This window comes from Neisseria sp. CCUG17229 (genome assembly GCF_047839235.1).
Lineage (GTDB): Bacteria > Pseudomonadota > Gammaproteobacteria > Burkholderiales > Neisseriaceae > Neisseria > Neisseria brasiliensis.
Genome location: NZ_CP181247.1, coordinates 2,155,484 through 2,168,540, shown reverse-complemented (window position 1 = coordinate 2,168,540; position 13,057 = coordinate 2,155,484). Strand labels below are relative to the sequence as shown.

Here is a 13,057-nt window from a genome sequence, read left to right as displayed (position 1 = left end):
GAAAGAATTAGGACAGTCAGAAACTCTTTTCAAAACCTCGGATTTGAATGTGGTTGGAAATGAGTGCAGCACAGCATGTACAGGCTCCATCATGAAGAGAGACAAGTTTTCGAATGACACATAATGAGAAAATGTACCAAAGATGGGTATTTGCAAAGGTAACAGGCCGTCTGAAAACAATAGGTTCAGACGGCCTGTTATCTGGTTATCAAGTGACAATAAACAGCAAATTATTGGCTGTACATCGCCCACAAATCTTCTTGCAGATTCACCAATGCTTCGCCTTCTGCAGCTTGAACGCGGATATACGAGCCATCAGGCTGCATTTCCCATGCTTTGGTATTGTCTTCCAATGCCATGGTCAAACCTTCGCGAATTACACGCGTTTTCAGCGTGGGGTCAAGAATCGGCGTGGCCACTTCGATGCGGCGGAAGAAGTTGCGTCCCATCCAGTCGGCGCTGGAAATATAGGTGTCTTCTTTACCGCTGTTGTAGAAGTAGAAAATGCGCGAGTGTTCGAGCTGGCGGCCGATGATGGAACGCACACGGATGTTGTCCGACAAGCCTTTCACGCCGGGGCGCAGGGTACACATGCCACGCACAATCAGGTCGATTTGCACACCGGCGGCACTGGCGGCATACAAGGCTTCGATCACGCTTGGCTCAATCAAAGAATTCATCTTGGCGATGATTTTGGCCGGTTTACCGGCGCGAGCATTTTCTGTTTCTTGCTGAATACGGTTAATAATCATCGGATGCAGCGTAAATGGGCTTTGATAGAGCTTGTTCAGGCGGCCTGGTTTGCCCAAGCCGGTGATTTCCATGAATAAGGTGTTTACATCGGCGGTAATGGCGGCATCATCGGTAATCAAACCAAAGTCGGTGTAGATGCGCGATGTGCCTTGGTGATAGTTGCCCGTGCCCAAGTGCGCATAGCTTTTCAGACGGCCTTCTTCGCGGCGGATCACCAAGGCCATTTTGGCGTGCACTTTGTAACCGAATACACCGTACACCACGTGTGCACCGACATTTTCCAATTGCTGTGCCCAGCTGACGTTGTTGGCTTCGTCGAAGCGCGCCATCAGTTCGACCACTACAGTCACTTGTTTGCCTGCCAACGCGGCACGCATCAGCGCTTTAACCAATTCAGAATTGCTGCCGGTGCGGTAAATCGTCATCTTGACGGCCAACACATCAGGATCGCTGGCCGCCTCGCGAATCATTTGAACCACTGGGTCAAACGACTGGTAAGGATGGTGCAGTAATATCGGACCTTGCCTGGCTAAGTCCAAAACAGAGCCGTTTTTGCCCAATTTTTTCAGACGGCCTACCGTTGCCGGTGGGGCAAATTTCAAATCGGGGCGGTCAACTAAATCAGGCACGGCATTCAAACGCACCAGATTGACTGGTCCCTTTACCTGATATACTTCGGATGGTTTCAATTTGAATTGGTTGAGCAGGAACTGGCAGATATGTTGCGGACAGGTATCGGCCACTTCCAAGCGCACGCCGTCGCCGTACTCGCGGTCGCGTAATTCGCTCTGAATGGCGGTGCGCAGGTTTTCTAAATCATCGTCGTCAACGGTCAAATCGCTGTCGCGTGTTAGGCGGAATTGGTGGCAGCCTTTGACTTCCATGCCTAAAAACAGCTTATGCACATGCGCGTGCAAAATAGACGACAGGAACACGAAACCTTCATTGCCATCGCAAATTTCAGACGGCATTTTCACCACGCGCGGCAAAATGCGCGGCGCTTGCACAATCGCCATGCTGGACGGGCGGCCGAAGGCATCGGTGCCTTCCAATTCTACGGCAAAGTTAAGGGATTTGTTCAACACGCGCGGGAAGGGATGCGACGGATCAAGGCCGATGGGGGTCAAAATCGGCATCAATTCGTTGTCGAAATATTCGTTAATCCATTTTTGCTGCTCGGGCGTCCACGTGTGGCGGCGGTAGAAATGAATGCCTTGTTTGGCCAGTTCCGGTTGCAACACTTCATTAAACAGCGCGTATTGTTCTTCAATCAAGGCATGTGCCTGCACGGAAACATCTTCAAGCGTTTCAGACGGCGTTTTGCCGTTGTCGAGCACAATATGCGGACGGAGCTTTTGGTCGCGTTTCAACGAAGCGACGCGCACTTCAAAAAATTCATCTAAGTTAGACGACACGATGCACAGAAAACGCAAACGTTCCAACAGCGGCACGCTTGGGTCTTGTGCTTGTGCCAACACGCGGCGGTTGAATTCGAGCAGGCTCAGCTCGCGGCAGAGAATTCGGTTTTGATCAGGCATAATTTTTCCCCTATTTGGGCATAGGTATCTTGTTAAAATAAAGTCATTTATCGAATATCAGTATAGCGCGTTTTTAGGGCGGTGTAACCGTGGCCGGTTGAGTTTGAATGGGCGCTAAACGGCAACGGGCAAGCATACTCAAGCTGTGTGAATGTTTGATGACAGGCCGTCTGAATTTGACGCGTTCAGACCGCCTAAATAGGTAGGTAAAACGGCGGTTCGTGTCGGCCGGTAAATTCCTTTACAATGCTTGAAAAGATTTCTATTGCCAATGTTTTGCAATTTTTTCAGACGGCCTGATAGTGATAATAGGCCGTCTGAACGCAATAAGAGTAACCCGATGAAAACATCTCAAACGCGCCGATCTGCCGCTTTATCACTCGGCTTTTTATTGTTTGCCGTGGTCGTTTTGGCCGTCAATTTGCGCGCGCCTTTAGTGGCCTTGGGGCCGGTGGTCGGTTTTATCCGTGATGAACTTGGCGTATCCGGTTCGTTTATGGGCATGGTCGCCGCCTTGCCCTTGCTGGCATTTGCCCTGTTCTCACCTTTGGCTGCACAGTTGGCAAAGCGTTTCGGCATGGAAAACGTGTTGATCGGTTCCATCGTGCTGATGATGGCGGGCATTGCGCTGCGCTCAGCATATCCTTCCGCTACGCTGCTAGTGTGGGGCACGATTATTTTGTCTGCGGCGATTGCAATGGGCAATGTGCTGCTGCCGGCTTTGGCCAAACGCAATCTGCCTACGCGGGTGGGTTTGGTGGTGGGGACGCTATCGGCGGCGATGTCGGTGTCGGCCACTTTGGCGGCGGCATGGGCGGTGCCACTGGCGCAATGGCAGAATTGGCGCTGGTCGCTGGGCGTGTGGTGGCTGTTTGCTGCTTTTGCCTTGGTGGTGTGGTGTGTGGCACGCAAAAATCTGCGCGCCAATGCGGTAGAGACGCCACCGCAGCGTTCAGACGGCCTGAATGTGTGGCGCTCGCCAACGGCATGGTGCATCAGCGCGTTTATGGGTATTCAGTCGCTGATGTTTTATTCGGTGGTGAGCTTTCTGCCGTCGGTGTTGGTTGAGAAGGGCATGACTGCTTTGGCGGCGGGCGGATACAGTTCGCTGTTGCAAGTGGCTTCGTTGGCCGGAGCTTTGTCGATTACTGCCTTGTTGGGCAAAACATATAAAACGCAGCAAGTCATTTTGGCTGCGGCGTTGATTTTAACCGTCGGCATTGCAGGCATTTGGTTAGGTAATCAAGCCAATATGTGGCTGTGGGTGGTGTGCACCGGATTTGGTGCCTCAGCCGTGTTTTCTGCCGCGTTGATGCTGTTTGCCCTGCGCACGGATTCGCCGCAGCAAGCCGCTTCTTTGTCGGGCATGGCGCAGGCGGTGGGGTATTTGATTGCGGTGGCCGGACCTTTAGGCATGGGCGTGTTGTATGATGTGTTCGGTTCGTGGTCGGCATCGATGGGTGTGTTGACCGGTCTGATGGCAATTGAATGCCTGCTGGCTTGGTTTGCCGCCAATCCAAAAACACTGGCGCAAATGCAGCGGCATACTTAGGCCGTCTGAACGGCAGTGTATTGTTTTTATTCCAAAACAACGGCTTTTTGCTATAATGCTTCGTTTAACATCTTCGCTTTTCCATTGGGTGAAAGCGATTCACAGTGCAACACCACACTTTAAAGGATAAAAAATGGGTTTTTTGCAAGGTAAAAAAATTCTGATTACCGGTATGATTTCCGAGCGTTCGATTGCTTACGGCATCGCCAAAGCATGTCACGACCAAGGCGCAGAATTGGCGTTTACTTATGTTGTGGATAAATTAGAAGAGCGCGTGCGCAAAATGGCCGCCGAATTGGGCTCTGATTTGGTGTTCCGTTGCGATGTCAACAACGATGCTGAAGTAGAACAAGTGTTCGCCGATTTGGGCAAAAGCTGGGACGGCTTAGACGGCTTGGTACACGCGATTGCTTTTGCACCAAAAGAAGCCTTGAACGGTGATTTCCTCGACAGCATCAGCCGCGAAGCCTTCAATACCGCGCACGAAACCTCTGCCTACAGCCTGCCGGCCTTGGCTAAAGCTGCCCGTCCGATGATGAAAGGCCGCAATTCTGCCATCGTGGCGCTGAGCTACTTGGGTGCCGTGCGCGCGATTCCGAACTACAACGTCATGGGTTTGGCCAAAGCCAGCTTGGAAGCTGCTATCCGCTTTACTGCTTCTGCCGTTGGCCGCGAAGGCATCCGTTGTAACGGTATTTCTGCCGGCCCAATCAAAACCTTGGCTGCTTCTGGTATTGCCGATTTCAGTAAATTGTTGAGCCATGTGGCCTCACAAAATCCGCTGGGTCGCAACGTGACCATCGAAGAAGTGGGCAACGCCGCCGCATTCTTGCTGTCGGACTTGGCTTCAGGCATCACCGGCGAAATCACTTATGTTGACGGTGGCTACAGCATCAATGCTTTGAGCGTAGAAGAGTAAGAATTTAATCAGTAGTGATTCAAAAAGCCGTCTGAAAAGTGGTGTGAAAAAGTTACATCTTGGTTTCAGACGGCCTTTGTTTGATAAAAATGATATATTATTTGTGCTGTTTATAGGGTATATACAAAATTTAATCTTAATAAATAAATATTAACAAATAAAGCGTTATCATGCCTGCCTTCGATTTTAAATCAGAGATTGATTCACACAGTTTTCAGGAGTTTAAGTAATGTCTATTGCATCAGAGTTTAAAGAGTTTATTATGCGCGGCAACGTGATCGACTTGGCAGTCGGTATGGTTGTCGGCACAGCGTTCAGCGGTATCGTAAAGTCATTGGTTGACGACGTGATTATGCCGCCTATTGGTATTTTGATTGGTGGCGTGGATTTTTCCAACCTGTTCATCACTTTGAAGGAAGGTATACCGCCTGCAGGTGAAGCCGGTTATGCCACACTGGAAGCAGCAAAAGCGGCCGGTGCAGTCACTTTAAACATCGGCCTGTTTATCAATACCATCATCAGCTTCCTGATTATCGCGGCTGCGATTTTCTGTGTGGTAAAAGTATTAAATTCTATGAAACGTGCCGAAGAAGCCCCTGTTGAAGAAGCACCGGCCGAGCCATCTGAAGAAGTATTGTTGTTGCGCGAAATCCGTGATTCTTTGAACAATAAATAATCATCGGTTTAAAGTGATGAAAAATGCCGTCTGAAATCGTTTTCAGACGGCATTTTTTAGTTCAGGTTACTGAATCCGTTGCGCTTCTTCACGAACGGCCGACACCACATTGGCACCGAATAAAGCGTTGACATCGGTTTCATCAAACACATATTTTTCATGGCAGAAATCGCAATCCACCGCAATGCTGCCTTGTTCGGCAACCACGCCGCCGACTTCTTCGCCGCCCAGCATCAACAACATATCACTGACTTTACCGCGTGAGCAGGTGCAGGCAAATTCGATGTTTTCCGGCTCAAATACGCGTGGCGGTGTTTCGTGGAACAGGCGGTACAACACATGTTGCGCATCCAAATCGGTCAATTCGTCGGCGGTCACGGTTTGTGCCAAGGTGCTGACGTGGTTCCATGCTTCGGCATCGATTTCTTCTTCCGGAAGGCGTTGCACCAGCAAACCGCCGACGCCGGTGTCGGAAGCAGCCAGCACGATATGCGTGTCGAGTTGCTCGGAACGTGTCATGTAGTTCATCAACATTTGCGCGATGCTGTTGCCCTCCAACGGCACCACGCCTTGCCATGGCTCGGCATCTTTCGGCTGCAGGGTCAGCACAAATACGCTGCTGTCGCCCAATAAATCGGTCAGGCTTTCATCATCGGCGATGTCGGCATGTTCATCCCAACGGGCAGTTGCGCGCACGGTTTGCTCGGAAGTCGCTTCCACCACCAACATTTTCAGACGGCCTTGACCTTGCACCTGCACAATCAGCGTGCCGTCGATTTTCAAATTGCTCGACAGCAATGCACCGGCAGCCAGCAATTCGCCCAATGCACGGCGGATGGCGGCAGGGTAGTGTTTTTGTTTCACGATGTGTTGCCAAACATTTTCCAGGCGGACATGCAAACCGCGCACCGGCATATCATCGAAGATAAAACGCGTGCGGGTGTCGGCAGGGTAAGCGGCAGCAAGATTTTGTGTGGTCATAATGTTTCTCTGTTTGGATAAGCAATTAACCGCTATATGGTTGCGCTTGTGGATAAATCAAGGCCGTCCGAATGCAAAATAGGTTCAGACGGCCTCCATTATAAATAGTCGTGTTAATGCTTTCCCGAGCGCCAAATCGACCACATAATCCACAAGCTGTTGGCAAAGGCAAGCAGGTAGCCGAAGAAGCCGATAAATTCAGGGCCGGTGTCTATGCTCATGACGATGGACGAACCGATAATCAGCGCGGCGGTAACAATGCCCATGGTCAGGCGGTTAGTGGCGCGGTCGATTTGTTGGCTGAGTTGATCGAAGCGTTTGAAATCGAGCGTCACACCCATTTGGCCTTTTTGCAGGCGGCGGCTCAGACGGAACAGGTTTTGCGGCAAATCATCAGCGGCTTGCAGCAGGGTTTGCATATGCATTTTGCTTTTGCGCAAGAGATGCTCGGGGGAGGCGCGTTCTTTAAAAGCACTGGTGACGATGGGTTTGGCGCGCTCGAGCAGTTCGATTTGGCCGTCGAGCCGTTTGACTACGCCTTCGAGCGTAATCAGCGTTTTAAACAGCATCACCAAGTCACCCGGTAGGGTCAGGCCGTGGCGGCGCATGATTTGGGTGATGTCGTTGATGACTTGGCTGATGCGCAAATCGCGCACCGGCGTGTGTTCGTAGTTGAGTAGCATTTCCAACACATCGGCGCCGAGCAGGTTTTCATCGGGCAAATCGCCTTCTGCCCAGTTGCTCAACACATATTGCATGGTGAATTGGTCTTTGTGGGCGAGTGCGTTAATCAAATCGATGATTTCACGGCGGCGCGTGCTGCTCAAGTGGCCGACCAAGCCGAAATCGATAAAGGTAATGTGGCCGTCTGAATTGATGAAGATATTGCCCGGATGCGGGTCGGCATGGAAGAAACCTTGTTGCAGTATCATGGTAAACAAGGTATCGGTGATTTGCGTGGCCAAGCGGCTGCGCACTTCCGGCTCGAGGGTATCGAGGTCGATGTTTTTCAGTAAAGTGTCGCTGATGTGTTCCTGCACCAAAATCAGGCGGTTGGATAATTCGGGGTAAACTTTCGGCACATGTACCGATTCATGTTGCTCGAAGGTTTTGCCGAAACGCTGCATATAGCGCAATTCCACCGATAAATCCGTTTCTTTGGCCAAGCTGCGGGCAAAATACTGTACCATCTGCACCGGGTGGTAGCGGCGCATTTCGGGAATTTCCGATTCAATTAGGCTGGCAATATGGTTGAGAATGCGCAAGTCGGCCTGAATCACAGGATCAATATCAGGGCGTTTGATTTTCACCGCCACTGTTTCGCCGTTAAGCAACACTGCCTGATGCACTTGGGCAATCGATGCGCTGCCGATGGGGTGTGGCTGGATCGACTTGAATATCTCTTTGACCGGCTGCCCCAGTTGCGCTTCAATGAGTTTATGGATATTGGTGACCGGTATCGGCGCCACATTACTTTGCAGACGCTCAAATTCTTCAATCCATTCCACGCTGAAAATATCCACACGCGTCGATAATACTTGGCCGAGCTTGATAAACGTTGGGCCGAGTTCTTCAAACGCCATGCGGAACCGGCGCGGGGTGCTTAAGTAATGGCTGTCGGGATCGGCTTTTTGGCGGTCGCTCTGATGCGCGAGCTTAATGCGCTGTACAAAGCTGCCCAAACCATGTTTGGTCAGAATGGCAATAATTTCGCGCATACGCGAAAGATCGCGCATCGCCAGCAGGGTGGGAATCATCATTTTTCGGCTTTGTAAAATTTATTTATAAACAAGGCATTAACGCAATATAACCGTTACTTTTTTGCCAAGCGTGCGATTTTTTAATACAATCAAACAGATAACATTTAAGATACAGCATAACATAATAAAACAGACAGCATATAGGGCTTGTTGATGTCATTCGCTTTATCTGAGAAATACCGACTTCCTGCTGCACATGACTGCAAGCTTTTTGAGCTTGCGTTATTTTTTGCTGCGTGTTCATTATTTTTCAGGCAAAGCATCAATCAGGTTAAAGAGGCCGTCTGAACACTTGGAAGTAAAGAATGAACCGTTTCGCAAAACTGACGGCGCTATTGGCTTCGGCCTGTATGCTGTTTTCTACGATAGGCATAGCGCATGCCGATGATTTGGAAAATATGCTGAACAGCCGGCAGCAGGTTATTAATCTGTTTAATCAGGATGCCGGCAGTAATACGGCTACCCCGCTTATGCCTGCACGGGCGAATCCGCCGATAGTCGAACAATCATCAGGCAGTGCTGACGAATTAATTAAAAGTGCCATGGGTCTGCTTGGCGTGGCTTACCGCTACGGCGGCACTTCTGCGCGCACCGGCTTTGACTGCAGCGGATTTATGCAGCATATATTCCGCCGCACCCTGGGTCTGAACCTGCCCCGCACTTCTGCCGAGCAAGCCAAGATGGGTACGCACGTCAACCGCAGTGAGTTACAGCCGGGCGATATGGTGTTTTTCCGCACCATGGGACGTGGGCGCATTTCCCACGTTGGCCTATATATCGGCAACAATCGCTTTATCCACGCGCCTCGAACGGGTAAAAATATTGAAATCACCAGCCTGAGTAATAAATATTGGAATTCAAAATACGCTTTCGGCCGCCGTGTGAAAAAAAACGATCCATCACGCTTTTTAAATTAAACGAAGGAAACACCGCAGTATGAGTATGCCTGAAATGCCGAAATGGTACGGCGACGACGGTCAGATTGTGTCATGCACCGAAAAAGTGAAGGTGATGAAAGAGAACATGAGCGAGCTTTATCAAATGGCGCAAGATGCATTTGAAGATGCGCTGTTGATGGGGTGCGGCGAAGCGCAGTTGCGCGATTACCTCAAAACCCTCATAGAAGGGCTGGAAAACCCCTACCGCTGATTCTATGGCAGGTTAATTCACGGCATTCGCGCAGAATGCCGTTTTGTGTTTCAGGCAGCCGGATATCTGTCACGTACAAAATGTCACGTACAAAAGTAGATACAAAAGCGGTAAAAATACCGTCAAACGTCGTGACTCCCTTTTCAGACGGCCCTGCTCGCGCTATGATTATTGCCTTAGTAACGGTATCTTCAATCGCCTGGTTGCCAGTAAATTCGTCTTCTTAACTTTCTTTCAAAGACCGCCTGAACATCAGGTAGGCGGATAAAAGGATTATCATGAACATTATCGGTGCGCTACTCATTATTTTAGGCTGTCTGGCCGTGGGTGAGGGCGTGGTATTGTTTTTCGACATCAAGCTGCCGGGCAGTATTGTCGGTATGGGCGTTTTATTCGGCTTGTTGAAACTGGGCTGGGTCAAGGTGTCATGGATCAAGCAGCTTTCAGATACCTTGATGGCAAACCTGACCTTATTTCTCGTGCCACCGTGCGTCGCGATTATCAGCTATTTGGATTTGATTGCCGACGACTGGTTTCCAATTCTAACCGCTACGGTATTGAGTACGCTGTGTGTGCTGCTGGTAACGGGTAAAGTGCACGAATGGGCGCGGAGGTGGATGTAATGGAAATCTTCCATACGCCGAGCTTATTGCTGTTTCTGACGCTGGCAGTGTTCGGCTTGGCCAATATCATCCGCGTGCGCACCGGCAATGTATTGTGTAATCCGGTATTAATCAGCACCGTATTTATTATTGCGTATCTCAAATTGTTCCGAATTGATTATGATACCTACCACGATGCCGCGCAATATATCGATTTTTGGCTGAAACCTGCGGTGGTGGTGTTGGCGGTGCCGCTGTATTTAAACTGGGAAAAAATCCGCAACCAGTGGATGCCGATTCTGTTGTCTCAATTAGCAGGCAGTGTGACCGGTATTGTCACTGGTATGTATTTGGCCAAATGGTTTGGTGCGGGTAGGGAAGTGGCTTTGTCACTGGCGGCCAAATCGGTGACCAACCCGATTGCGATTGAAATTACCAAGTCTATCGGCGGCATTCCGGCGATTACCGCAGCTACTGTGATTATTGCCGGTTTGTTCGGGCAGATGGTTGGTTACAAAATGCTGCATGTCGGCACGGTGCACAAACCCTCTTCAGTCGGCATGTCGCTGGGTACTGCTTCGCACGCGATGGGTATTGCCGTGTCGATGGAACACAGCCGTCGCATGGCCGCCTATGCCGGCTTGGGCTTGACGCTCAATGGCGTGTTGACTGCATTGCTCGTACCGGTATTGCTGCCTTTTTTGGGCATTTGAATGCAATAGATGATGGTTCAGACGGCCTTTGAAATAGGCCGTCTGAAAAAATAATAGGTGCAGACGGACATATTGCGCCATTGATGAACGATTTTAAAATATTTCCTACAAGGAGCAAGAAAATGGCAGTGAATCTTTCCGAACGACACGAAGACGAATTGTTGCACATCGACGGCGTGCAGGTATTTGTCGGTCAGGCCGGTGTGAAAAAGCCGAATCATGATGATTTGACGCTGATGGTGTTGACCGGTAAAAATTCTGTCGGTGCTGTGTTCACGCAAAACCGTTTCTGTGCCGCGCCGGTGTACATCGCCAAATCACATTTATTTGACGACGACGGCGTGCGTGCACTGGTCATCAACACCGGCAACGCCAATGCCGGTACCGGTGGGCAAGGCCGTGCCGATGCGGTGGAAATTTGTGCTGCCGTTGCCCGCCAAATCGGCTGCAAAACCACCCAAGTACTGCCGTTTTCCACCGGCGTGATTTTGGAACCGCTGCCTGCTGATAAAATCATCGAAGCCCTGCCGCGCGTGAAACCGGTGCATTGGAGCGAAGCCGCCCGTGCCATCATGACCACCGACACCATCCCCAAAGCCGCCAGCCGCGAAGGGAAAGTCGGCGAAAACCACACCGTGCGCGCCACTGGCATCGCCAAAGGCAGCGGCATGATTCACCCCAATATGGCTACCATGCTTGGCTTTATCGTCTGCGATGCCAACGTGTCGCAACCGATTTTACAACTGATGACCAAAGAAATCGCCGATATGTCCTTCAATGCCATCACCGTTGACGGCGACACCAGCACCAACGACAGCTTTGTCATCATCGCCACTGCCAAAAACGGCCAAAGCCAAATCGACAATACCGCCGACCCGCGTTACGACCAGCTCAAAGCCCTGCTCAGCGGCTTGGCTTTGCAACTGGCGCAAGCCATTGTGCGCGACGGTGAAGGCGCAACCAAATTCATCACCATCGAAGTGGACAACGCAGCTAATCGCGATGAAGCACGCAAAGTGGCCTATGCCATTGCTCATTCGCCATTGGTGAAAACTGCCTTCTTCGCCAGCGACCCGAATCTCGGCCGTCTGCTTGCCGCCATTGGTTACGCCGGTATCGAAGATTTGGACACCGACAAAATCAAAATGTGGCTCGGCGATGTTTTGGTGGCCGAACAAGGTGGTCGCGCCGAAAGTTATACCGAAGAGCAAGGTCAAGCCGTGATGAACCAAGACGAAATCACCGTGCGCGTGAGCCTCAACCGCGGCCAAGCCAAAACCACCGTGTACACCTGTGACTTCTCGCATGATTATGTGACGATTAATGCGGATTACCGTTCGTAAGGCTGGTGTGAATTAACAAGGCCGTCTGAAATTTCAGACGGCCTTGTTTTATGATTCAAAATATTAAAATTCAAGACGTGAGTTTCATCACAATCACACCCGAGATAATCAGCGCGGCACCGAGCCAGCGGCCGAATGAAGCGGGGTCGCCGAAAAATATCACGCCGACAACAAATGCACCGACTGCGCCGATACCGGTCCACACCGCATAGGCCGTGCCTAACGGAATGGATTTTTGCGCCAGAAACAGTAAAAAGCCGCTCACACCCATAAAAATTACCGCCAAGGCAATGCCTTGCCAACGCCAGCCGGAGTGTTGGGCGAGTTTCAAACCCAGCGGCCAGCCGATTTCCATCAAACCTGCGCTAATCAGATAAATCCATGCCATGTTTATTGCTCCTGTGTGTGTCGGGCAACGATTTGGGTAAAGCGTTGCAGTTCTTGAATAAAATTTTCGGCTTGTGTGGCACCAAAGTCTTGGATGATGCCTTGCTCGATATGTTGCAATTTTTCGATAACGGGCAGAGCGGCGGTTTGACCCAGTTCGGTTAGGTGCAGCGTTTTGCCACGTTTGTCGTTGGGATCGGGCGAAAAACTTAACCAGCCTTGTTCGGCCAATTGGCGGCAGGCGGAAAAGACGGTTTGCTTGGGCAGGTTCCAATGCGTGCAAATGGTTTTTTGCGTGCAGTCGGGATAACACACCACGCCGTATAACACCGCGAGCGTGTTGTAGCTTAAGCCGTATTGTTTTGCCCATTGCTCGTAAAGCTGGGTCGAGTGCGCCATCAGGCGGCCGATGTCGTCGATAAGGTTCATGATTTGGTCTGAAAAGTGACTAATTTGGCGGAATTATAGTAATAATTCAGACTAATAGCAAGATTTTTACGCGATATGATTTTTTATGTCGTCTGAACAACAAGCTGAGACCTTTGTAAAACCCCAGATTTGAGTACAGTTCGAAGTTATAGCAGCGCAGAAAGCGCAGACATATCATGAAAAGGCTAAGCTTTCGAGCAGCGCATAACGAAGAAATGTGCCAAAGATGGGGAGTTTACAAAGGTCTCAGTCCGT

General features: G+C 50.5%; 13 protein-coding genes. 8 read left to right on the top strand and 5 right to left on the bottom strand.

The window, feature by feature from the left end; translation table 11 throughout:
- Nucleotides 1-230: 230 nt before the first annotated feature.
- Entirely contained in the window at nt 231-2,291 is a 2,061-nt protein-coding gene (ppk1, locus tag ACM67B_RS10335) for a polyphosphate kinase 1 (RefSeq protein WP_416189548.1), read from the bottom strand.
- 340 nt (nt 2,292-2,631) lie between these two features.
- Between ppk1 and ACM67B_RS10330 the strand changes: the two genes are divergently transcribed.
- The 3 genes from ACM67B_RS10330 to mscL all read left to right on the top strand — a co-directional run bounded on the left by ACM67B_RS10330 (nt 2,632) and on the right by mscL (nt 5,438).
- Nucleotides 2,632-3,843, top strand: a complete 1,212-nt coding sequence (locus ACM67B_RS10330; RefSeq protein ID WP_416189547.1) for an MFS transporter — start codon at nt 2,632-2,634, stop codon at nt 3,841-3,843.
- A 133-nt stretch (nt 3,844-3,976) separates the two neighbouring features.
- The gene (gene fabI, locus ACM67B_RS10325; RefSeq protein WP_416189546.1) at nt 3,977-4,762 is read left to right on the top strand and encodes an enoyl-ACP reductase FabI; all 786 of its coding nucleotides are present in this window, start codon (nt 3,977-3,979) and stop codon (nt 4,760-4,762) included.
- Between the two features lie 229 nt (nt 4,763-4,991).
- Nucleotides 4,992-5,438, top strand: a complete 447-nt coding sequence (gene mscL / locus ACM67B_RS10320) for a large conductance mechanosensitive channel protein MscL (RefSeq protein WP_416189545.1) — start codon at nt 4,992-4,994, stop codon at nt 5,436-5,438.
- Between the two features lie 66 nt (nt 5,439-5,504).
- Here the strand turns inward: mscL and hslO are convergent, their stop codons facing one another.
- Both hslO and ACM67B_RS10310 read right to left on the bottom strand, forming a co-directional pair.
- Nucleotides 5,505-6,419: an Hsp33 family molecular chaperone HslO gene (hslO, locus tag ACM67B_RS10315; protein WP_416189544.1), complete on the bottom strand. Its 915-nt coding sequence runs from the start codon at nt 6,417-6,419 to the stop codon at nt 5,505-5,507.
- Between the two features lie 113 nt (nt 6,420-6,532).
- Complete coding sequence (locus ACM67B_RS10310; protein WP_416189543.1) at nt 6,533-8,179, bottom strand: ABC1 kinase family protein; 1,647 nt, start codon at nt 8,177-8,179, stop codon at nt 6,533-6,535.
- 305 nt (nt 8,180-8,484) lie between these two features.
- On the opposite strand from ACM67B_RS10310, the gene ACM67B_RS10305 reads away from it, so the two are divergent.
- The 5 genes from ACM67B_RS10305 to argJ all read left to right on the top strand — a co-directional run bounded on the left by ACM67B_RS10305 (nt 8,485) and on the right by argJ (nt 11,986).
- Nucleotides 8,485-9,096, top strand: a complete 612-nt coding sequence (locus ACM67B_RS10305; protein WP_416189542.1) for a C40 family peptidase — start codon at nt 8,485-8,487, stop codon at nt 9,094-9,096.
- A 19-nt stretch (nt 9,097-9,115) separates the two neighbouring features.
- On the top strand, nt 9,116-9,328 hold the full coding sequence (locus ACM67B_RS10300) for a hypothetical protein (RefSeq protein WP_416189541.1): 213 nt from the start codon (nt 9,116-9,118) through the stop codon (nt 9,326-9,328).
- Nucleotides 9,329-9,606: 278 nt separating this feature from the next.
- Nucleotides 9,607-9,951, top strand: coding sequence for a CidA/LrgA family protein (locus ACM67B_RS10295; RefSeq protein ID WP_416189540.1), 345 nt, complete (start codon nt 9,607-9,609; stop codon nt 9,949-9,951).
- Complete coding sequence (locus ACM67B_RS10290) at nt 9,951-10,643, top strand: LrgB family protein (protein WP_416189539.1); 693 nt, start codon at nt 9,951-9,953, stop codon at nt 10,641-10,643. The genes ACM67B_RS10295 and ACM67B_RS10290 overlap by 1 nt, the downstream gene beginning before the upstream one ends.
- A gap of 122 nt (nt 10,644-10,765) precedes the next feature.
- Nucleotides 10,766-11,986, top strand: a complete 1,221-nt coding sequence (argJ, locus tag ACM67B_RS10285; protein WP_416189538.1) for a bifunctional glutamate N-acetyltransferase/amino-acid acetyltransferase ArgJ — start codon at nt 10,766-10,768, stop codon at nt 11,984-11,986.
- Nucleotides 11,987-12,056: 70 nt separating this feature from the next.
- Here argJ and ACM67B_RS10280 read toward each other — a convergent pair whose 3' ends face one another.
- Complete coding sequence (locus ACM67B_RS10280) at nt 12,057-12,374, bottom strand: DMT family transporter (protein WP_416189537.1); 318 nt, start codon at nt 12,372-12,374, stop codon at nt 12,057-12,059.
- A 2-nt stretch (nt 12,375-12,376) separates the two neighbouring features.
- Nucleotides 12,377-12,802, bottom strand: a complete 426-nt coding sequence (locus tag ACM67B_RS10275) for a MarR family winged helix-turn-helix transcriptional regulator (protein ID WP_416189536.1) — start codon at nt 12,800-12,802, stop codon at nt 12,377-12,379.
- Nucleotides 12,803-13,057 lie beyond the last annotated feature (255 nt).